We start from the raw sequence: 22,127 nt of genomic DNA on the forward strand, positions 1-22,127 counted from the left end.
TTTATATTTTTCTCCGATACCAGATCGTTATCGACGCCGTTTCCCCTGGAGGCCAGAAAGTGGTTCATCTGAGGCATGTCCCGCTCGTTACTACGGATAACTTCGTTCATTTTATGTCATATGACATTATGACACTGGCGGATTTGACATCAAGATCTGTAAAATACATCTACTACTTGGAAAGGATGTGGGCTCTTTGATGGCCAGAACCGTCGTTAGCTTTGTTCAAAACGGCTATTACCTGCTGCTTACTTTTGTCACTGGAATGTTTTACTTTAGCTTTTATCTTGTCGCTCTAACACTCAGCTTGAGCCTTTCGTTTACCGTCGCGGGCGTTCCTCTCCTGACTCACGTATTACGGACGACGACCGCCTTCCTGCAATTTGAACGAGTACAGACCAAGATCTATACGGACATTACCACCGAGCCATGCGTTAAATCCGACAAGCCCGATGTGTTCAACTGGCTTCAAGCGAAAAAGGAGCTGCTGAACCTGCGCAACTGGATCGCAATTGGCTGGCTGCTGTTGAAATTTCCGATAGGGATTTTAAGTCTGATCAGTGCGGCCTTGCTCTACGTATCGCCGCTTGTATTGATTGCGGCTCCATTCCTCTATCGGTTTATCAACCTTTCCTTCTTTGTGGGGGTAGATACGATTGCCAAAGCCGTGATGGTGTCGGCCACAGGGGTTGTATTGATGATGGTGAGCTACAGGCTTGCGGGCCGCTTAGCGTACTTGATAGGCGGCTACACGCGTCTGATGATCAAGCATGTGAACCGGTAGACTTCCGGCTTCGCCTCGTAGGTTGCCGGATGGTAGTTTACACTATAACTGTTTACTCAATACTAGTTACGTAATGTCATACTGAAGATCTTTAGGGGTTGATGGTTTTGTTCGATATGGTTAAGCAATGGTACTGGTACGACTGGCTCATGTTCATAATCCGCCTGATATGCAGCATTTCTCTCGTGTTTACGACTATAGAGCTGCAAGATTATTTCACGCTGCCGATAGTGGTCCTTATTTTGTGGCAGCTGATTGCTTTTTCCGTTCCATGGCTTTGCCTGCAGCTCGATTATAAATACTACCTGTTTACCGAAATCGTGATCTCGGGCGGGTTGTGCTTGTATCTGGCTGCATTTTTTCCGCAAGCCTACTTCTCATTTCTGCTGTATGCCTTTTTAATTGCTGCCCACAGCGCGCAAAGAGCTTATCTCTGGTCAGGGCCTGTATCCATATTGCTCCTGCCCGCCATAATCAAGCTGCTTGCAGAGAAGAGTGAATACTGGGTCATGGCCGTTCACATCGGGCTGGCGTATGTCTTCGGATTCTCCTTCCATTTACTCGTGCTCAATTATCGTCAAGGCGAAATGATCCGCGAGCAAAATGCGGTGCTGGAGCAGTACCTGTCCCAAATCGAGCGCATCACGCTTGCCGAAGAGCGGAACCGGGTGTCCAAAGAGCTTCACGATACCGTCGGTCATGCGTACACTTCGCTCATTATGGGATTGGAAACGTTGCGTCCTGAGCTGGCAACGGATACAGGAACGGAAAGGCTCGACTCCCTATTGAACCTGGGCCGCCAAAATATGGAGGAGGTCAGAAACTACGTGCATCAAATCGAATCGCCGCATGAGGCGCTCCCGCTGCTTCAGTCTTTGAGGAAGCTGGCGGAGGAGTTTCAGGAGCATGCCAAGGTGACGGTTCGTTTCCATGCCTACGGGGAGGAATATCCTGTAACGAAGCAAGCGAAAACAGCGCTTTATCGCTGTCTGCAAGAGTCGTTGACCAATGCCGTGCGTCATGGAAACTCGACAGAGATTAAGGTTTCCGTGCAATTCGAGCCCAAGCAGACGAGACTGGAAATTCAAGATAACGGCCGCGGGATAGAGCTTGGGAGAGAGGGCTTTGGCCTCAGCGCCATGAAGGAGCGGGCGATGAATTTGCAAGGCCATGTGGCCGTATATACGGAGCCGGGAGAAGGTACTCTGGTTACCTTTACGCTGCCCAGACAAACGGAGCTTAAGGATGAAGTCATCCGCCTGTTGGTCGTCGATGACCAGCCCTTTATCCGTGAAAGCCTGCGGACTCTGCTGGAGGAGCAGCAGGATTTGCAGGTTGTTGGGACGGCAGAGGATGGCGAGCAAGCGATCGAGCTGTGCAGGCAGGCTGAGCCGCAGCTGGTGCTCATGGATCTGGAAATGCCGAATATGGATGGGATCTCCGCATGCCGTACGATAAAAGAAATGTGGCCCGACATCCGCATTCTGATTCTTACCACGTTTGATGATACCAGACAGGCTCTGGAGGCGATGCGAAGCGGGGCGGACGGATACTTGCTGAAGTCTACGCAGCCGTTAGAGCTGGCCGAAACGATACGCACTGTCTACCGAAGGGGTACGCTGATCGATCAGGGCATGTCGCACAAATTGTTTGCCCAACTGGAAGCGGACAATAGCGGAGAAGATCCTTCGCCTATCCAAGCGTCATTGGCCTATGAGTTAACGCCGCGGGAGCTTGAAATTTTACAGTTCGTGTCCAAAGGGCTGCGGTATAAAAGTATTGCTTCCAAATTGTATTTATCCGATGGTACGGTTCGAAACTATGCGTCATCGGCTTATATGAAGCTGGGGGTCCGCAACCGGGAGGAAGCGGTGCAAAAAGCCAGGGAGGCCGGGCTTCTGGAATAACCCCAAAGTTATGTATCCTAGTGGCGGATGCCGACATACGGAGTGATTGTGCTTCGTATGTCGGCATCCGCCATTTAGATTTTTAAAGGCTGTTTTTTACTTGTTCAGAATTAGGTTTACGTTCATTACGGTTTGGCAATTGGCAATGTGTAGTAATCAAATGCCAGATCCAATAAGGCACTCGCTTCCTGCCGCTTCAGTAGTTGCTTGGAACGGAAGTTGATGGAGCCATCCGAATTGATCTTGGTATCCGGGTCCATGATGCCTTGGGATACAAGGGTTGTGATGGCTTTAACTGCCCAGGCATCCGTTTCGCCACGCAATGTAACCTTGGCTCCAGGCTCAGCTTGTCTCAGGTTTTGGATCATAACTGCCGCCATCTCTCTGGTGACAGGAGAATTAGGCTGATATTTAGGCAATCCGGACAACATCTGCTTCTTGTTTGATTCAATCGTATAAGGCATGCTTTCCCAGCCATGGGCGTGTAGCAGCAACTCCGAGAACTCACCCTGAGTTAACTTTCCATTCGGATCGAAGCGGGTAGCTGTCTTTCCGTCCATGATCTTTAAAGCATGGAGATTTTGAATATAAGACGCATACTTGCTGTTCGCCGGTACATCAGTGAATCGCGTATCCGTATCTACTTTTTGTGCATAACCCACGTAGTGCGGAAGCATCATGTAATAGAAATAGGTGATTTGACCTGTCCCATTTTTTTGAAAGGCTATTTTATTGCCGGCTTCATCCTCAAAGAGTAACGGGTGGATCATTTTCAGCGTACTCTTGCCCAGATCTCCTGTCTCTATAACCAATTTTCCGTCTGAATAGGAAACGTGGGATCTCATGGATCCAAGACGCGTGTTTTGGTACAATCCCGTGTAGTCCTTCGCCTGCTGCTCACTGATTTCCGAGTAGGATGGCTTTGGAGCCGCTTCTTTTTTCGGATAATAATGATTCATAAATGCCTCATACACGTCGAGACTCATCATGGAGTCGTTATTGTAGGACATGTAGAACGCTGTAGTTTTCTCCGGCAGAAGAACAATCAAGGAAGAATGCCCGGTCACATTTCCCCCTTTGATAACCACATGTTGACCATTCATCTTCTCTTTGAAGTAGCCTTCGAATCCGATGGTTGTGACAGGGTAATCTTTGTCAGGGAACACCTGGTAGGTGTGCATTTGCTTGATGCTCTCGGGACTTAGGATTTCTTTGCCTTCATACGTTCCGTTGTTCAGATGCATCATAAGGTACTTCACCATGTCATCTGCGTTTGATACCATGCCGCCGCTAGGCCGATCGGTTGGTATGAATCCCTCCAAGGGGATTAGTTTGCCTTTAGGATCATAATGGGCAGCCATTCTGCTCAGCAGTTCGGGTTTAAACCGCACATTCGTTGAGTTCATGCCTAACGGCTTGAAAATATTGTCCTCCATATACTGGGCGTATGACGTGCCCGCTACTTGCCCTACCGCATACCCCGCCAGTGTGAACCCAAAATTATCGTAGGTGTACGCTTCCCCCGGAGGTCTGACAATCGTCGGCATATTCGCTTCGAGAGCCTCCTTCATCGGGTAGAATTGCTTCACATATTCCGGCTTCGATCCCGAGAGGATATCGGGTTTGTCAAAGCCGCTGGTATACGTAAGCAGATCGTACATCGTCAGTTTTTTCCCTGTTGTATTCGGTATCTTCATCCCTCCCAGGTATTCCTGGATATCGTGATGCAAATCAATTTTTCCCTTATCGACCAACTGCATTGCTGCCAATGCCGTAAACTGCTTCGTCACAGAACCAATTTGGAAAACGGTGCTGCTGTCTACCGGAATTTTATTTTCCCTGTCGGCATAACCGTAACCTTTGCTTAACAGCACTTTCCCATTCGAAACGACTGCAAAATTAGAACCAACCGTATTATACTTTTTCATCGCATCCGCAAAAACGCCATCTGCAAAGGTCTCCAGTTCCTTGGCATCCCGCGGACCCTCTTGTTGCTTGGCATCCTGCGGCTCCTTCAGGCTGACGTTCTCAGATGTAACTGGCGGGGGAGTCTGCGGGGTATTAGTTGTGTTCCCTGGTCCCGTACATGCGTTAATGACCGTACCCGTCAATACCAGAACAGTTAATAGTAGAACTGCGCGATTCGTACGAATCCATTTCTTCATCTTCTTCTTCCTCATATTCTTCATAAATGATGTCTCCTTAACTATTAAATTTGCCTCTTAACAATCGGCTGAGCCCAGTATGGCAAAGGAGTTGTCACACCAACAAGTTGCATTTCGTCATCCATGACATCCAGCTACTTTGAAAGCGTCATATGACAATTCGGTACTAGGTTTAATGACAAGGGAGGCATTAGGATACCTGAAAGTACGATGAATCATTCAGGAGCCTAAAGCCATTAGAACTGGAGTGTGAACATCATCGTTTTCTTACAAGATATCGTTATCCAGTACGGTTATATTGCCAGCCATCTTTCTATGCCTTTCGCTTGGCATTATTAGTTTGCCTGTGCCTGATGAGGTTCTCATGACGATTGTTGGTTATCTTTCTTCCATTGGTCTGCTTAATTTCCCGATAGCCATTGTGATCATCTGACTTGTTATCTGGCGGGGATGAGCACCATGAACCCACGGTAATATATACTCTTCTCGGGCTTGGGAGCCCTGTGATGGTGTGTGATTCTATTGGGTATTTTCTTGGGGGATATATTGTTCTGGTGACCTCATAATACGAACGAGCAGGATAGTTCGACTGCACTGCAGGGGAATAATGGGTATTTCTCGAATTGGAATACAATCACGATTTATACAGGAGACGAAGTGAAATGAGTAATCCACAGATTGAAGTAGTTCAATTAGGTGAGAGAAAATATATCGGTATCGCTGTAACTTCTCCCTTAAAAAACGTTAAAGGTATTGGCGAAGCGCGTGAACTTTTCATGGAAAGAAATGATGAAATTCAAGGTAAAGTGGACGAAAGCACTTATATTTGTGTTCATTTTGCAAACGAAGTGCTATTTACCTATATTTATTGCATGCAAGTGACTGAACTAAAACCTATTCCAGATGGTATGATTGGGTTTGAAGTACCTAATAATCAATATGTAAAAATACAATCAAATGGCGAAGAACCATATGGACTTATTGATAAATATTTAGGAGACAAAGGGATGCAAAGTAATTCAAATTCTGTTTCATTTGAAGTGTTTCAGTTTGGAGAAGAAGAAAGTAAGTATAATGCTGAAATCCTAGTTCCAGTTGCTTTATAAATCAATTTATTTGTATGCACGTTATTCACTAACGGGAAACTATAGCTTAATAAAATAACTAAAACGCTGCTGCAGGCATGGTTCGGCAGCCGCGTTGCGAAAAGAGCAGGATAGTGGAAGTAGGGAAACAATATAAAATTGTTGAATAGTAAAAAGTGTATCCTGGTTTTGGAATATGATAAATAAAGAACACATTCGTAAAGTTGAATTGATGGTATGCTTTTTCCTGTAGAGGTGTTATTAATAGGACAGTTTGCAAGAAAATTCGTTTTAGGCAATAAGAATTCCGATAGGTACAAACCGAACCGAATTCCCAATACATTAAGAGCCATTCACGGGCAAACCAATAATTCTGTGGAGGTAGTGGTGATGACCAGTAAAGAAGTTAATGTAGCTACTCAATCATTTGAAATCAAGAAAGTGATTAATTGTTGTATTCCCGTGGTCAATGTTAAAGAATCAGCAGAATGGTATGTTAAGCATCTTGGTTGTAAGTATGAAGGTGAACTAACAGAGGATCACACTTTTTTAAGATTGTCCAGTGGACCTGACTTAGACTTGATTAGAGTAGATGAAGTAAAGCAATTAAGTCAAAATGGATGGGTCATTCCAGTGATTAATTTCCACTGTGATGACGCAAAAGCATTGCACAAACATTTGAAAGAAAATGGGGTACTAATAGAAGAAATTGTTGACCATTCTTGGGTTGGATTCAGTTTTGAAATGTACGATCTTAATGGAAACAAAATAATTGTATGGCAAGCAAATTTCTAATTGTTCAACTCCCTCGAATTAATTCAGTTTCCTCACTCAGACTCATGAATTCGCAGGATTTCACCCTGAGCTAAACATGGAAGCAAAGAATCCAGGGGGAGTCGGTGGCTGGGGACTATAGAAAGGGCATGCGGGAACAAGGGTGTTGTGTCCAATACCCACTTTGTTCCATATCATGCACGTCTCCACGTCACCCTAGCGATTCTCACTCCCATGTCTCAACGGGTCGTTGCCCTATCATTCCTTCGTCACATCTGGCTAGGGGGTGGAGGTCGGTTTTTCTAACGGAACGGGTCCGAGCCCTTTTGTTTAACATCTGCCGATACTCCGTGCTTTTTGTCCATCCTGCGAATGCATGAGCTGGTGAAGAAAGCTTCGCTTTAGGCTGCTTGTGGAACGACTTTGGACGAGTCGTATGGTTTGTTGTTTTTAGCAAGCCCCACAAGCATACGCGCCACTTTTCCGCATAATTTCATAATGGATTTCATCCTCTTTTGCTTCTTTTCCTCAACATTGCGGTGGTGTAAGGCTCGCACCTCCGGATTGGTCATCACCATACACATCGTCATGAGATAAAGAAAACGCCGGAGACGAGGGCGGCCGCGTTTGCTGAGTACCATTTTTCCACGCCATTTCCCAGAGCTGGCCTCAGCCAAGTTTAGACCTGCATGGCGAAGCAAGGCATTTCCGTGAACATAGCCGCTAAGATCTCCGGCTTCACCTAACACACCGGCTAGGCTGGTTGCATTTACGCCTCGAATAGCAAGTAACTTCTGAGCGTAAGGAATACGCTCCAGGATGTGATGAAGTTCGTGCTCAATCTGCTCAAGCTGGCGCTGCGCCAAGTCGTATTCTTCAAGCAGTTGGGCCAGGTGCAGCTTATAGGCATGCAGAGCCTGCGTGGCGCCAACACTGCGTTTTGCCATTGAAATGAGCTGCTCGGCTCGATGCAAACCTGCATGGCGCTTAACATATTGCTTCCAGCCGGCAATGACTTGCTCCGTCGTTAACTGGCTAATTTCCTTCGGGAGAGGAAACAGCCTTAATGTAGCAATGCTACTTGTGCAAGTAAGGATTTTAAAGACATGTCGCAGTTCTGGAAACACAATATCTACCCAGCGATGAATTTGGTTAACGGCGCTGTTGAGTCGTTTGGCAACCGTGTCCCGGTTAGCCATGAGAATCCGAAGTTCTTCGTAAGCTTCCGGGGGTTGAACCGTACAGGGGAATAGTAGCCATTTTTGATCATATCCGCGATAACGAGCGCGTCTTTACGGTCACTTTTAGATGGGGAATTATCGCGGTTTTCCTTGTTCTTTTTTACGAGGTGAGGATTGACAAGAACGGCCTCAATTCCCTTGCCTGAAAGCCAGCGAGCAAGGCTCAGCCAATAGTGCCCGGTGGGTTCCATGCCGACAATGACTTTGCTCAGCTTGTAGGATTTAAGCAGATCTTGGACCCAGCGCAAGAAGAGCTGAAACCCTTCGTCGTAGCTGCCAAACTCCAAAGGAGATCCTAGTGCGATTCCGCGATAACTGACCGCACGAGCGACATGGGTCTCCTGGGCAATATCTACGCCGACAACCAGATGCGATGAGGAAATGTTTTCAATGAGTTGATTTTGCTTGTCTTGAGCTTTAAACTTCATAGTAGAGCGACCTCCTAGATGGTGAGATTAAAAGGGCTGTAGACCCGTTTCCAACTCCCATGTTACAGAGGCGCTCTTTTTTGTACAAAGTCCAAATTATTCATTCTACAGGAATTCTAACGGGAAACGATAGTCGTCGGAAAACTCAAGCATGATTAAACTAACGGGATACGATAGTTGAATAACCGACAAGGATGAAGCTGCCGGTGCTGATCGGCGGCTTCATTAAGCTAACGAGCAGAATAACGCAAAGATCCTCCCAATATCGGTAGCATGAAACCTGTCTTTTTTTATTTATTAACAAAGTAGAAATGTATAATATAATAAACAAAAAACTGCAAGAGAGGAAATTATGAAAAACTTTATTATCTTCGGAGCGAGTAAAGGATTGGGTGAGGCATTCGTCAAAGGATTGCCGGATACGGGTGACAACGTATGGATGGTTTCCAGAAGTCGCCCGGAGAGTTTGAAACTTAACGATGGCGTCCATAGATTTTGGATAGACGCTAACCTATCGTTATCTGATGCAAGCAGTAGGATTGCGAAAACATTAAATGGCGTTACTGTAGACGTTTTAATATATAATGTTGGGATCTGGGAGAGCAAAGGATTTAGGGATGACTATGATTTTGAGAAAGATAGCCCGGACGAAATTGCAAAAATTATTAATGTAAATGTAACATCCACAATTACTTGTATCCAAAAGCTGTTGCCGAATCTAAAAAAATCAGATAACGCAAAAATCTTCTTAATCGGATCTACTGCGGGTCTTGAAAATAATGATTTTACACAAATTTCATTTGTAGCTTCAAAATTCGGATTACGTGGCATTTGCAATTCATTACGGGAACATGTAAAGAAGTATGGAATAGGTGTAACATGTATAAATCCTGGTGAAATTGCAACCCAAATTCCTTATGAAGACGGAATAGAGAAAGTCTTATCGGCTTATAATGGCACACAGATTCCCCTTCATGATATCGTTTCATTGGTTAAATGCGTCGTGAACCTTTCCAGGGCGTCTTGTGTGAAAGAAATAAATATACCAGCGATGCTTGATACGAATGCATGATTACGCTAACTGGGAACGTTAGCTCAAGAAAAAGGAGTATTCGCCGGCTGAACAGCCCCCCGTCAAGTAGACAGTATAAAAAGTAAAAATCAATCAAGCGGCCTTCGTCCTGAACTCCATTGGACTGAGGCCGTTTAGTTTTGCTTGCAATCGTTCGTTATTGTAGAAGTGGATATATGAAATAATGTCCTTTTCGAGCTCATCAAAAGTGTGGTACGTATGCAAATAATACTTCTCGCATTTTAGAGTTCCCCAAAATGATTCCATGGGGCCATTATCGATGCATCGCCCAACTCGAGACATGCTCTGAGACAGTTCGCTTTCGTCCAAGAGCGCTTTGAAGTCCAGCGACGTGTATTGGAAACCCCTGTCGCTATGAAGCATTGGTTTGCTTCCTGGAGCTGCCTGCAAGGCTAGTTTCAACGTCTGGAATACCAGGGGATTGTTATTGGAATGCCCTAATACGTAAGCCACGATGGATTTATCATGTAGGTCTAGGATAGCGCTTAGATAAGCTTTCTGACCGTGACCATATTTAAATTCTGTTACATCCGTTACCCACTTTTCATTAGGGGCGCTTGCTTGAAACCTACGATTCAATACATTCTCAGCTACCTGCTGTGGTGTGGAATACGCATATTTCTTCTTCTTCCTACGGATCACAGACTGAATTCCCTTTACCTTCATAAGCCGGTATACACGCTTATGATTGATCGTTTTTCTGGTTCCACGGCGCATGTGCAAGGTTAATTGACGATAGCCAAAGGTACGCTCTACTTTCTCCTAGATCTCCATCATCACCTGCATTAACTTTTCATTCTCCATTTCACGAGCGCTGGGTTTGCGATCTAGCCATTTGTAGTAGCTTGAGCGTGCAATTCCTGCAATTTTACACAGAAGCTGAACACGAATTGACGCTTCTTTCTGAAGCGCTTGAATGGCAAGGTAGATGTTCTCCTGTCGATATTGGCTTAGCTTCGCCTCCTTTGTATTTCTTGTAGCTTTTTTAGGAACGCATTTTCCGCCCGAAGCCGTTCCATTTCATATTCCATCTTCTTCATTTCGAGTTTCTGGCGATCCGCATCTGTTAGCTCTTCAGGTGCCTTCTTTCGTCCGCGACCGTCCTGCAAGGCTTCTTGACCACTATTTTCAAACTTCTTGACCCACTGGTACACTTGTTGGTACGAGACCTGAAAGTGATTCGCTGTCTGTTGATAATTACGTTGATGTGCCAGGCAATATTGAACGATGTCAATCCGTTCTTGATAAGTAGTTGAGCGACCTTTTGTCATAGCATTTGCTTCCCCTTTGTAGGCTTTTAAGCTGCTATGACTATTATACTTCTTAATCCAGTTGGAGAGCTGTGTTATGCTAGCAATCTTGTGTTTTTCGATAACCTGGTACTTAGACAAACCACCTTTTAAACAATCCAGCACTGCCTGTAGCTTAAGCTCCGCACTATAACTTCGATTTCGACTACGATTCTCCAATCCTTTGTAACCATACAGTTTGTATTGACGCTGCCATTTCCATAGCGTCGGGTTGTGAATGCTATACTTCTGACATGCGGCATTAAAACCAATCTCACCACGCTCAATTTCCATTAGGATCGTAAGTTTCTCAGAAGCCGAATAGGATCGTCTTTGCATGAAAAAGCTCCCCTTACCGTAGCAGGTTTTATTATTTCACCTGTCTACCGTAAGGGGAGCATATCAGGCGCCAGCTGCTCCTTTTTTTATACTGCATATTTAAACGTGCAGGCTTCGCGCATGTAGAATTCATCACCGATCTTGACTGCAAAGTCTGTAATTTCAACGATTTTCCCGCTGCCGATCATTTCTTGTCCGATAAAGGCGGCCACAGGGATTTGCTCTATCATGGCTGTATGGAAATGGATCGGGGAAGTCAGGGGCTTCATAAATCTTTTGCTATTCATCCCGAAATTTTACCACATATTTCAACAATGAACGGGTAAAACAAAAAGGCCGCCCAAAAGGACGGCCGGGAAGAGGAGAAAGTAGGTGCAGCTTATAGGAGCTAACCTTAAATATATTCTGGGTAATCCTGGTTCATTCTATACCTGTATAATAAAAAGACCCTGCCAGCTCATAGTCAGCAGGGTCTTTCATTGATGAGTTTCTATTAATTGCGTACTTATTAAAGTATCCCAATAATCATACACTTTACTTGCATTGTCCATGAGCTCGAATCATACGTTGTGCCTAGAGTAGCGTCCATTTGAACTCCCATTAATGAATAAGTAACTAAGGAATTGATTGGTTTCCATCCCCAATCTCTAACTAAATCGGTTCCATAGCTTGCTGTTGGAGTTAAGGTCTTTCTTTGTTTTAAAGCTCCTCCACCATCCAATGGAGGACCTTCCTGAATGAATAAGTGGGATTTGCTTTTAATTTTAACTGTACTATCCTTTATCTCATATCTCCAATCTACTTTATCTAATGCGGCACCCTCTTCAGAGGCGCTTCCACTAAAAATATAGTATATGGTTGCTTTAGCGTAGACACTCACAGTTTTATCATAACCATCTGAAGTTTTCGTTCCTGAACTTGCCATAATCCCAACATCAGAAACATACTCTGTAACAACTTCACCAGTCTTGATATTTTTCAAATCATATAATGGTCGTGAGCTTTGGTCAACAACATCTACATCAATATCCTTGCCTGTGTTGTTATCTACAACTTCAGGTAGAGCTTTAATCTGGGGTAAAAGGTTTTGCTGTAACGATTTTGTTCCAGTCAGAGGCGAATCATTATTATAAACTTTTACAAGTTCATATCCTTCCGGAATATCAATCTGAGGATCGCTCGATTCTACTGGGGCTGCATTCAACTGGGTCGATAACAACAAAGTAGCCAAGAACATCGTAAAACCTGAATAGAGTGTTTTCTTCATAATTTCCCCTTCCGCATACATTATTGAGTAATTTTGGTATATAATTAGACTATAAATATACATCAAGTAAATGCGAAATGAGGTAAAAATATGAAATTGAGGTTTTTTTATACTTTTTCACTAGTTTTTTTACTGGCTTTGGTACTTTCATCCTGTTCACAACCAGGTCAAATTCACTATGAAGGCAAAACAGATAACTGGGAAGCTAGTTTAGTCATGTTTAAGAATGGAAAAGTCAATGGAGAAATTACAATAAAATATATTGGAAAATCAACCAAGAACCTTGATCGATTCGAATACTCATTAGAAGGTATTACGAATACAATCTCCTTGAGCCAACAGGGAGACATTCATATGCCTTTAGTAATAACTGATTCGATTAATAATACAGTCGCTCCAAAAGATGGAGATAAATATAACTTAAAAATATTGTGGGACGATAAATCTGAGACATTTGAATTACAAAAAAAGTAATGCATTAGGTTTGCTATTTCTTACAAGATCCTGAAAAAGGAAAAAAGGCCCATTACCGATTATACGGGTGGGCTTTTTGTAGTTTCAGTTTCTATTTCAACACCTTCTGTTATAAGAGTCAGAACGTTTATCGGGATATCAAAATCAGTTCCCAGGAGGTGCGGAAACACTGCGGCTTATCAATGAATGGGTAAGCATGGAACGAAGATGCTGTCCATTACCATCATTGTCCGTCATTGCTAGCCATAGAGAAGCCCATTTTATTGCTGTTGACAGGAAATGAGGAAGTAAAAGCATTCCTGCAGGCGGACATTCAGTCCAACATTAATATCATAACTAGAGAAACGTAAGACTGGGTTGGTATGTATCCTGGGTGCTACGTCCATCTAGCCGTCAGCTAAAGGAATAGTGAATTCATTCAACTAACGGGAAACGATAGCCCAATAAAGACAAGAAGCCAGCCGATCACTTTGACCGGCTGGCATGATTCAACTAACGGGCAAATTACATCAATGGTATTGGAACTTTAAGGGATATCTGGTCGTTCTAATGTAATGAGATGAGAGGATAGGAGTGATTATTGTGAAATTTCTTTGTACTAGCATATAGAAAGCCGTTCCATACGTCAGGAGCGGCTTCTTCTATATATGTTGGAGGGCAACGGTTAGAACCTAACGGAGTTACATAGCTATAACTGAGCAGCAGGCATTAAGCTATCGGGCAGTTAAACGCATTGATGTACTCGCCGCCGCTGCGTCCACGATGTCGATGCCGAATATGAGCGCTTGAAGCCGTTTTGTTGACGAGTGGGTTAAGGAACCCACTATGATGCCACGGGGTAACCGTGCTGCGTTGCTCCGAGATCCTGACGGCAACCTCATTAATCTCTTCCAGCCAATGACCGAGGAAGCGATCAAACGTTTCAGCGGTAGGGGGTGACTATTAGGGACCCCTTGGTGAGCACAGTACTTCTAGAGTAATGGAGGAAGCAAAACAGACGGCTGGGGGCCGTCTGTCACGAATTCAAATTCAGCAATAAACATAGGAAAGTCATTAGCCTTCGGCGTCAACTATTTGTTAGGTTACTTCGTAACGGGAACCAACCGGGAATGCTCATCATGAGGTTCCACAGCGGCTCGGGAATCGACAATTCCTCAAGGTCCAGAGGGGATATGGACGTTCGGATTTGATTTTCATGCCCATCCAACACCAATTGTACCCAATCCGGTTCCATAATAAGCTCTCGCCCCAGGGCGATGAGCGGAATGCCGGAGGATAGGGCTTCCAGCGCATCATCAGGTGTCTGGATGCTTCCAACGCCAATGACGGGGATTCGTGAGCCGACCCGCTCCTGAATAATCGTCAGGCGTGACCTACTGTCCTGGATGCCCCTTCGCGGAACGGACCGGAAGCTGTTCAAGGACACGTGAATATAATCGATCCCGGATCCTGACAATGCATCGACGAACGGAAGCGTTTCGGCCATAGTAATGCCCGGCGTTACCGCTTCTTCAGGCGTCAATCGGTAACCGACCAAGAAAGGCTTCCCGGCTTCTTTACGAACAGTATGGAGCACCTCACGGATAATGGCTAGAGCCAGCGTCATTCTATTCTCCAAGCTCCCTCCGTATCGGTCCGTGCGGCGATTCGTGAACGGTGAAAAAAATTGACGCAGCAAGTCGCCTGTAATTTCCACCCCGTCAAATCCGGCGGAGACCGCTCTTCGGGCCGCTTCTGCATAAGCGTGAATGATTCCTTCAATTTCCTGCTCGGTGAGGCTGCGCGGGACGGGGGCTCCATCCCGATCCTCCGGAATGTTTCCAGCGCTGACGAAATCGCCTGTCTTGGAACTTTGTCTGCCCGCGTGGAAAATTTGCATCACGGCTTTGGCACCCTTCTCCTGAATTGACAAGGCAAGCCGGCTGAGTCCGGGAATCAGGTCGTCGCTGTCGGCGCCAGGCGCACCAAGCATTCCTCCTTGCTGGTTGACGTATGTTGCCGCAGTGATAACCATAGCAGCGCCGTTGGAACGCCGTTTGTAATACTGAATTTCCTGTTCGGAAATGGATCCGTCTGCATTGGAACTCATATGAGTCATCGGAGACATGATGATGCGGTTTTTTAGGGAAATTTCGACTGACGGAAAGTGAAATGGATCAAAGAGGGTAGAATACGATTTCTTCATTGAATGACAACTCCTTCTCGTATAATCGTTGATTAGTAATGTTATGATTATAAGTGGAGATGCTGCTTCCTGTAAGAACGCAAAACTCATGGATATAATCCAAGAACCTGGACTAACTAACATAAAGTAAGTAGTTTTGTTAACAATGGTAAAGGTATATTCGTTACAAACCTAGCAATATTTATTAATCGTAGTCGCATATTCATTCAATCTGGTGGGAATAATTATGAACGGTGAGTCTTGTGGAATGTCAGGAACAAGAAAGCGATCTTGGTTCGCGGAATAAAAGACCTTACTTGCCTCTGAGCAAACGCTGAAAGAGGGGTTCTAACGAGCATCAAAATGCTTTCTTCGGGTAGGGGAAATATGTCTTAATACGCCCCTGTAGGTGACAAATAGCTTTTTTCTAATTGTCGCTTGCAGGGTCTTTTTTTGCGTTGTGCGACAAGAAGCAGCAGACCGAACTAGGGAGCTAAGTGCAGATTTAGATGCTATACTCTCTATGCAAACAGAAAGACTTCATAAGTTCGCCACTCTTGCAGCGAAAGGTAATTTAGATGAATAATATTCTTAAATAGAGGCCGTTTTGGCTCTTAGTTGACAGCGCCAAGCGATCATATCTTGAACGTTCACTAGAAGATACGATCAAACATTCTATCCGACAGGACTTTTCGTGCAACTAAAACCGGTTGGCATTGCCCATCACGTATCTTATTCTACAATTACTCGAAGCAGGTTATAGCTTGGACAGAAAAGGATTTTGCAATAGTCACCATTATTTGACTCATTTAAGGGGCTAAGATGATGGTGTTAATATCGAAGAAACTAACGGCGAAAAATTTGACTAGTAAAGATAATTAGATTACCTTTGAATCATACGGCTTGAATGGATAGGGTATCCGAGATATTGGAGCTGATTAGCGAGCATGAGCACAGCACTAAAGAATGTAATGGAAGGAGAATCGGTATGCTGCCTACACTTATCGATGAGGTAATAGAGCTTGGATTCCTTTCACAGCCGGTTTCTGTTTGGAAAGAGCTAAAGGGTGGTACGCAAAGCACGGTCGGAGTTCTCGGTACGGAAGAACGTCCTCATCTGTATGTGTTAAAAGCGAATACAAAAGAACTGATAGAGAGTGAGACACGATTCCTTTCCCTGTATCGAGGCATTGAGCTTCTACCTACAGTCCTTTACGTTGACCCGGCACATCGTTATTTCGTTTATGATTTTATTCCGGGTAGCACTGGCTATGTCCGCGGTAATAAGAAAAAGTTAATGACAGAGCTTGTAGACGGGATTCTTGCTCACTATGTCCACCCGGAGTCGTACAACGCATACAAGTCGATTGAGACATCCGAACATACGCAGGATTCGATCCAGTATGCAGCGTCCTTTATCGGCGGGCAACTCGGCGAGGAAGATCGCAGTCTGGCTACTGCGTTAAGTCGGGAACGTTCTGGCGTCACGGACCGCGAAGACCTTTATGTGCTACACGGCGATTTCGGCGTCCATAACTTTCTTTTCACCGACAATGGGTTGGCAGGGGTCATCGATCCTATTCCGGTCATTGGAGGCAAACGATACGACTTGTTGTATGCCTTTTGCTCGTCTCCGGATGGGCTTACCCTTCCAATATTGCTTCATGCTGTGCAACGGGCAGAGGAGGGTAGAGATGTCGACATCAGGTTGTTGTCTCGGGACATGATCCTTGAACTATATAGAAGGATGTCGACATGCCTGCGCTTCCATCCAGAAGATTTTCCCCAGTACCTACAGGCCTGGGAAGAGTGGAAGGAGATCTATGCAAGCTCGTAAAGCAGGTTGTCTTCCTGGTACTCGTCCATACTTCAGGAAACGGCAGTATAATCTTGTCCAAACCCGACGACCAGGAACACGGCTTTTTTTCTTTATGACCGGCCAACTTATAATTACGTAAAATAAAAAAATTTATGATCCATTTATGCTTGTTGATTTTGATGCCAATGTTGTAAAATGGCACCATTATCACAGGAATAGGGGTGTCTCGATGCCATACATGGTGTCTGAACAAAATCTTCGTAAGGTAGAAAATTATATAGTGGATCGCGTCGTACAGAGCGGCGATCGTCGGTTCCAGGAGACGCTGACCGTAGTGGCCAAGGAATCCGGAGTAGCTTTGATGACTGCAATACGGGCAATCCGAGAATTGGAAAATGCCGGCAAGGTTATCTCGCTCAGATCCGCATCCAGACGGATCGCAAACACTTATGAATATGTCGGAGATCTCATTGGTTTTATCGAGAATCAATCATCCGAAGATAAGATCCAATATTTGCAGTCGAAACTGGCGGAGGTGTCGAGTGAAAAGGCAAAGCTCGAAGATGAGCTGGACCAGGCGCGCAAAGAACTAAATCGACTGAAACGAACGACTATTTTATAACGTGAGGAACAAACAAGCTTATTATGTCGAGGGACAAGAACATGGTCCCAATGAAAGCCGCTATTTTAGCGGTTTTTTTGTTTATCGGTACAAGTTCTTGTCCCCAACAAAAGACAAGAACTTGTACCGATTGCCGTAAAGGACAAGAACATAATCCGATTACCGATTAGATAAGCATCAAACTACATTTCACTGCACTAGTTCATTAAGCTAACGGGCAGTTTAACGCAACAAATGGGAAAATTTTACGTTTAAAGTGTAACGGGATAATTTAAAGGAAGTGTATTAATGTTCAAGATTATGCTAAAAATTTTCATTGTTGTGATTCTGGTTGGGATGCTTGCATCTTGCGGTACCACTAGCACGACCGTTGGATTAATAAAAGTTGTTGATAAAGAGCAACCAGAGAGGGACTCATACTGGATTAAGATCGAAGATTTAGGTAACCATCCCGAGGAAGTCCGGCTTAAAGTGAATAATGAAAATACATGGAATCTTATATTAATAGGTGAAATTTACGCTGTAGCATACGATTTTAAAACAAAAGACGAGAACAAACACACCGGAAAGCTAACATCAATAAGACCGGCTGCTAAGCCTAAATGAAAAGAAACAATGGCTTTTAATAAGACATTATTTAAGCTAAAGGGAAACGATAGCTCAATAAGAAAGAATACACGGCAGCATGTGAAGAGGCTGCCGTTTTTCAACAAACGTGGAACATAACGAAATCAACTTGGGACACGAAATTGAAGATTTTTTTCTGCGAGGCAGATATGTTTTTGCCATGATTGGCATCATTAAGGCGGACACCGGTGAGGAATTCATAAGAGGTACGGAAAATGGAGGGATAACGTGCGGAACAGCGTAGGAGGCTTACGTGAAAAGATGAGGGCCGAACAAAGCAATGAAGCGGACGATGTGCTTGTCTGTCGAGCTAGGGCAGGCGATCAAGAAGCTTTTGGTGAACTGGTACGCCGTCACCGAGCCAAAGCCTACGGATTTGCATATTCGATGTCGCAGGACACCTATTTAGCCGATGATATAGTCCAGGAAGCTTTGGTCGGTGCATTTATACGCCTTGGCAGCTTACTCGAGCCCTCGCGTTTCGGACCGTGGCTACAACGTATTGTACGGAATCAGACATACATGCGCCTGCGCCGTGGTGGTCCCTATGGCAAAGAACAGCCTCTTTCTAGTTATAATTCATCTAGCAGTAAAAGCAACTGGGGAGACGCTGAAGCCGTGTTGTTTCACCTGACTCGGTCAGTCTCGGTAAGACAGGATCTAACCCCAGAGGAGCGTCTTGTTCGTGAGGAAATGCTTAGCGGTCTACGGGGTATGTTACACTGTCTCAGCCCACGAGAACGGGACGTGTTTGAGGCGCATTTTTACCGGCAGCTGCAACCGAAAGAAATCGCTGAATTGTTTCGAATGACCGTCACGAACGTAAACAACCATCTCTTCCGTTCTCGTACCAAGCTGCAACGTGAGCACATCCGAGTCCATATTGCCGGATACGTGCAATTCCGTCAGGCTCTTGGAAAGCCCAAAAAACGGATACTGGACGAATTCGGAAAGCGATTTTAATAAAAAGGAGTTTTGGGTCATGGCCAATGAGGATTGGAAGACGGAACTGCGAGGGACGTGGACATCAGCGGGGGACTGCGCAGCGGGATCAGAAACATCTGAAAGAAAACGTATGTTTGGTTGAAAAAGTTATGGGGCGCGGAACAGCAGCTGCACCAATACTTGCGGGAACACACGATCCAGTCGGTACTGGATAAAGCTTTCTGTTTAAGGGTTATGGAAATGGAAAATTAATTTTTAGATGTGACCATTATTGGCGTCGAACCAGCTGGGTTGAACGCCGCCTTGGTGCTCGGGAGGGCAAGAAAAAAGGTGACGATCATCGATGGGGTTCGAATGCGTGGAGCTTGCGTTTCCATTAATCGCGGGCTAACCGCCCGGATCGGTCTGCCAGACATCTGTGCGGCGACTTTCGAAGATGATTTTGCGGTGACAGGGCGGTTCGGCTGCTCCGGCCATTCGGCCAGTTGGCTCAGAGATATAGCAATAATTCCCCATTTGAATGAAGTATGCTATCATGAATAGGTAAATATTACTATAAGGGGTTGTTTGGCTATGAAAAAGAGAGCGCTTACTGGTACTCTGGCGATATTATTAGTGTTATCAAGCGCATCAATTGTTTCAGCGCATCCAGGTAGAACAGATGCAAATGGAGGCCATACATGCTGGACGAATTGTTCCAAGTGGGGATTGGAATATGGAGAGTATCACTACCACAATGGAGGAAGCTCTTCCTCGGGAAGTTCATCGTCTTCCAACACAAGTAAAAACAGTTCATCTTCAAAAAGCTCTACACGCAAATCAGCAGTTCCTACATATAAAGCCTCTGGACTTAAGGTGTATATAAACGGTCAAAAGATCAGCTTTAACAGTGAACCGGTAATTTATCAAAACACAAACCTTGTTCCTTTGCGTGAGATTGCTGAAGGTTTGGGGGCGACAATTACCTACGACAAAGATACTGGTACAATCGGAGTCACTAAAAAGAATCACAAGATCACTTTAACTATTGGAAGCAAAACTGTATTTTACAACGGTACATCCGAAACAGCTAGTGCGGCCCCTAAAGTGATTAAGGGTGTTACATATGTTCCAGCACAAGTTTTTGCCCGAGGTTTAGGAGCGGGGATTGAGTATAGCTCAAGCAGTAACTCACTCAAAATTTCAATTTAATAATTATTTACTGGAAAGGGAGAGACCATTAGGGCTCTCCCAATTACATGGCGTTTGGGTATATGATCCTTGAGAATTAAAAACGCGCCGTGATGGTTGATGATGAGTTGCTAATATATTTAGTAAAAGACTTATAAAACCATACTGGCATATGTACCACTCTAAGTAAGAAACGAAACAAATTAAATGATAGAAATTATCTGTTTCATAATTTATTTGTTAATTAAACTCCCTCGATATAATTCAGTTTCCTCACTCAGACTCATGAATTCGCAGGATTTCACCCTGAGCTAAACATGAAAGCAAAGAATCCAGTTCGAGAAGATGCTTCAGGATGATTTTTATCAAAACATACGATCTGAATTTGTTAACTACTGGGCTCAAAAACAGGCACATCGAAAGAGCACAGCATTAAAATTAGGCCAAGACGTATCCTCCAATTATATATCAAAGTTTAAGGCATCCATCGTTATGGGGGTGAATATAACAACTTTAACCCAAATGGTAAGGATTGGACTTCTGAATGAGGTATCGTATCAATATAAGAAATGGCTGATCATTGATGAGGTAAATGAGTTAATCAAAAGATGCCATGGAGAAATTTCATCTAAAAAATTATTTGATCGAATATCAATACGTGAAGCCATTGAAATGAAAGGAAAAAATGGGATTACCGTTCTGGGATATATATTGTTAATTCTTAATCAGGTTCTAACTCCAATTTCTCCCATCAGGGCGACTTCCATCCTTGATGTTACATTAGACAAAAGTAAACTGGAAACAGTGCTGAGTTACTTTGGAAAATTGGGGGAGTCTCTGCAATCTCAAGACGATGTAAGTCACGGTATAGCTACAATTACTCGCGAGGGGGTGAATTTCGAAGGAAAAACCTTTGTCAGTCCAAAATTGGCGGCAATGAAGTGTTTTGATCATGCTGAAATTCACGGCGAATGGAGTATCCCAATTCAGTATAGCCTAACTGAGCCTAATCAAATTTTACTGTATAATATGCATGGTCTAGAGGCAGCAGTTGCAAAAGAAGATACTGATTAAAGTTAAAAAGCACCTCGCAGGTGCTTTTTTTATCAGAAAAATTCATCAAGAAATACTTTTACCTTCTTTAACTCACTTTTTTTAAATGACGATAACTCATCAATAATGATTTCAAGTAACTCATCTTTTTCGTTCACTTGGAGATTGTTGTGTGATGTGTAAGCAAACAATTCGATGATAGGAACATTTAAAGCATCAGCTATCTTCTGTAGATTCACTAATGTGATGTTTTTTTCCGCTCGTTCAACTCCACCGATATATGAAAAGTGAAAGCCGGCAATCTCTCCCAATTGTTCTTGAGATAATCCAGCTTGTTTCCTTAGATCCCTAACGCGCCGTCCGACCTTTTTTAGTAATGCTGTTTCCATTGCTACACCTCTTCTTGTAAGTGTATACAATGCCTCAACTCCAATACATGCCTGTTAACATATCATTTTTCTTTTTTGATCTATATAAGTATCAAAATGAAAAAGGTGGAAATAATTAATTATGAGGTGATCAATATGGAGAAGAAAGAGCCAACAATTTTACAAGGTTTGGCCAATGTTTCTAGTTGTGGATTAGAGTTCAATGGTAGGATTTATTCGAATGCCAATATGATTAGACATCAGTGGTTTGAGTTGGCTGCAGTACAGGGGTCCTGGCAGATTCCGATTTTTTACAATCCTGAAAAGCCAGAGGAATTAATGTTATTTGATTTTATGACGGCTGAAGTTGCAACTAGCGTAGAGACCAGTGAATGTGTCTGTGAAGAAGTAAAGGCTTCTTACTTTGAGGCCATTAATTCATTAAAGGAAAGGATATCGAAAATTCGAGCTACCGACCAAACGCTGTAATGGAATTTGTTATAACCTCGAAAA

General features: G+C 44.0%; 19 protein-coding genes and 4 pseudogenes. 15 read left to right on the plus strand and 8 right to left on the minus strand.

Annotated elements, in window-relative coordinates; translation table 11 throughout:
* Window positions 1-199: 199 nt before the first annotated feature.
* Window positions 200-784, plus strand: a complete 585-nt coding sequence (locus CJP46_RS11640) for a sensor domain-containing protein (RefSeq protein ID WP_094595750.1) — start codon at window positions 200-202, stop codon at window positions 782-784.
* 116 nt (window positions 785-900) lie between these two features.
* Window positions 901-2,691, plus strand: a complete 1,791-nt coding sequence (locus tag CJP46_RS11645; protein WP_179281162.1) for a helix-turn-helix transcriptional regulator — start codon at window positions 901-903, stop codon at window positions 2,689-2,691.
* 125 nt (window positions 2,692-2,816) lie between these two features.
* Here the strand turns inward: CJP46_RS11645 and CJP46_RS11650 are convergent, their stop codons facing one another.
* Window positions 2,817-4,871 carry a serine hydrolase domain-containing protein gene (locus CJP46_RS11650; protein ID WP_373557989.1) on the minus strand — a complete coding sequence of 685 codons (2,055 nt, stop codon included), beginning with the start codon at window positions 4,869-4,871 and terminating at the stop codon, window positions 2,817-2,819.
* Window positions 4,872-5,518: 647 nt separating this feature from the next.
* Here CJP46_RS11650 and CJP46_RS11655 point away from each other — a divergent pair.
* On the plus strand, window positions 5,519-5,962 hold the full coding sequence (locus CJP46_RS11655) for a GyrI-like domain-containing protein (RefSeq protein ID WP_094595752.1): 444 nt from the start codon (window positions 5,519-5,521) through the stop codon (window positions 5,960-5,962).
* A gap of 369 nt (window positions 5,963-6,331) precedes the next feature.
* Window positions 6,332-6,736 (plus strand): VOC family protein, encoded by a 405-nt coding sequence (locus CJP46_RS11660; protein WP_094595753.1) that lies wholly within the window; start codon window positions 6,332-6,334, stop codon window positions 6,734-6,736.
* Window positions 6,737-7,116: 380 nt separating this feature from the next.
* On the opposite strand, the pseudogene CJP46_RS11665 reads toward CJP46_RS11660, so the two are convergent.
* Window positions 7,117-8,384 (minus strand): annotated as a pseudogene (locus tag CJP46_RS11665) (IS110 family RNA-guided transposase).
* 352 nt (window positions 8,385-8,736) lie between these two features.
* Here CJP46_RS11665 and CJP46_RS11670 point away from each other — a divergent pair.
* A complete protein-coding gene (locus CJP46_RS11670) occupies window positions 8,737-9,456 on the plus strand; it encodes an SDR family NAD(P)-dependent oxidoreductase (protein ID WP_094595754.1) in 720 nt (239 codons plus the stop codon).
* Window positions 9,457-9,549: 93 nt separating this feature from the next.
* Here CJP46_RS11670 and CJP46_RS11675 read toward each other — a convergent pair.
* The 4 genes and pseudogenes from CJP46_RS11675 to CJP46_RS11690 form a co-directional block, all read right to left on the minus strand.
* Window positions 9,550-10,218 (minus strand): annotated as a pseudogene (locus CJP46_RS11675) (IS3 family transposase); the annotation flags it as partial.
* A 209-nt stretch (window positions 10,219-10,427) separates the two neighbouring features.
* The gene (locus tag CJP46_RS11680; RefSeq protein ID WP_094595756.1) at window positions 10,428-11,105 is read right to left on the minus strand and encodes a helix-turn-helix domain-containing protein; all 678 of its coding nucleotides are present in this window, start codon (window positions 11,103-11,105) and stop codon (window positions 10,428-10,430) included.
* An 86-nt stretch (window positions 11,106-11,191) separates the two neighbouring features.
* Complete coding sequence (locus CJP46_RS11685) at window positions 11,192-11,392, minus strand: hypothetical protein (RefSeq protein WP_256992302.1); 201 nt, start codon at window positions 11,390-11,392, stop codon at window positions 11,192-11,194.
* Window positions 11,393-11,613: 221 nt separating this feature from the next.
* Window positions 11,614-12,372, minus strand: coding sequence for a hypothetical protein (locus CJP46_RS11690; protein WP_094595757.1), 759 nt, complete (start codon window positions 12,370-12,372; stop codon window positions 11,614-11,616).
* 90 nt (window positions 12,373-12,462) lie between these two features.
* Here CJP46_RS11690 and CJP46_RS11695 point away from each other — a divergent pair, with 90 nt between their 5' ends.
* Together CJP46_RS11695 and CJP46_RS37085 are read left to right on the plus strand one after the other, a co-directional pair.
* The gene (locus CJP46_RS11695) at window positions 12,463-12,846 is read left to right on the plus strand and encodes a hypothetical protein (protein ID WP_094595758.1); all 384 of its coding nucleotides are present in this window, start codon (window positions 12,463-12,465) and stop codon (window positions 12,844-12,846) included.
* Between the two features lie 755 nt (window positions 12,847-13,601).
* Window positions 13,602-13,785: pseudogene (locus tag CJP46_RS37085) on the plus strand (VOC family protein); the annotation flags it as partial.
* Between the two features lie 127 nt (window positions 13,786-13,912).
* On the opposite strand, the gene CJP46_RS11705 reads toward CJP46_RS37085, so the two are convergent.
* Entirely contained in the window at window positions 13,913-15,031 is a 1,119-nt protein-coding gene (locus tag CJP46_RS11705; RefSeq protein WP_094595759.1) for an NADH-dependent flavin oxidoreductase, read from the minus strand.
* A gap of 967 nt (window positions 15,032-15,998) precedes the next feature.
* Between CJP46_RS11705 and CJP46_RS11710 the strand changes: the two genes are divergently transcribed.
* The 7 genes and pseudogenes from CJP46_RS11710 to CJP46_RS11740 all read left to right on the plus strand — a co-directional run bounded on the left by CJP46_RS11710 (window position 15,999) and on the right by CJP46_RS11740 (window position 21,267).
* Window positions 15,999-16,847: an aminoglycoside phosphotransferase family protein gene (locus CJP46_RS11710; protein WP_094595760.1), complete on the plus strand. Its 849-nt coding sequence runs from the start codon at window positions 15,999-16,001 to the stop codon at window positions 16,845-16,847.
* Between the two features lie 211 nt (window positions 16,848-17,058).
* The gene (locus CJP46_RS11715) at window positions 17,059-17,451 is read left to right on the plus strand and encodes a hypothetical protein (RefSeq protein WP_094595761.1); all 393 of its coding nucleotides are present in this window, start codon (window positions 17,059-17,061) and stop codon (window positions 17,449-17,451) included.
* Window positions 17,452-17,739: 288 nt separating this feature from the next.
* Window positions 17,740-18,057 carry a hypothetical protein gene (locus CJP46_RS11720; RefSeq protein WP_094595762.1) on the plus strand — a complete coding sequence of 106 codons (318 nt, stop codon included), beginning with the start codon at window positions 17,740-17,742 and terminating at the stop codon, window positions 18,055-18,057.
* 282 nt (window positions 18,058-18,339) lie between these two features.
* The gene (locus CJP46_RS11725) at window positions 18,340-19,041 is read left to right on the plus strand and encodes an RNA polymerase sigma factor (RefSeq protein ID WP_094595763.1); all 702 of its coding nucleotides are present in this window, start codon (window positions 18,340-18,342) and stop codon (window positions 19,039-19,041) included.
* Between the two features lie 113 nt (window positions 19,042-19,154).
* A pseudogene (locus CJP46_RS37520) lies at window positions 19,155-19,275 on the plus strand (transcriptional regulator); the annotation flags it as partial.
* 321 nt (window positions 19,276-19,596) lie between these two features.
* Entirely contained in the window at window positions 19,597-20,214 is a 618-nt protein-coding gene (locus CJP46_RS11735) for a copper amine oxidase N-terminal domain-containing protein (protein ID WP_094595764.1), read from the plus strand.
* A 324-nt stretch (window positions 20,215-20,538) separates the two neighbouring features.
* A complete protein-coding gene (locus CJP46_RS11740) occupies window positions 20,539-21,267 on the plus strand; it encodes a hypothetical protein (RefSeq protein ID WP_094595765.1) in 729 nt (242 codons plus the stop codon).
* Between the two features lie 32 nt (window positions 21,268-21,299).
* Here CJP46_RS11740 and CJP46_RS11745 read toward each other — a convergent pair whose 3' ends face one another.
* A complete protein-coding gene (locus CJP46_RS11745; RefSeq protein WP_094595766.1) occupies window positions 21,300-21,635 on the minus strand; it encodes a helix-turn-helix domain-containing protein in 336 nt (111 codons plus the stop codon).
* A gap of 135 nt (window positions 21,636-21,770) precedes the next feature.
* Between CJP46_RS11745 and CJP46_RS11750 the strand changes: the two genes are divergently transcribed.
* On the plus strand, window positions 21,771-22,103 hold the full coding sequence (locus CJP46_RS11750) for a hypothetical protein (RefSeq protein ID WP_094595767.1): 333 nt from the start codon (window positions 21,771-21,773) through the stop codon (window positions 22,101-22,103).
* Window positions 22,104-22,127 lie beyond the last annotated feature (24 nt).

The organism is Paenibacillus sp. XY044 (genome assembly GCF_002257645.1).
In the GTDB taxonomy this organism is placed as follows: Bacteria; Bacillota; Bacilli; order Paenibacillales; family Paenibacillaceae; genus Paenibacillus_AQ.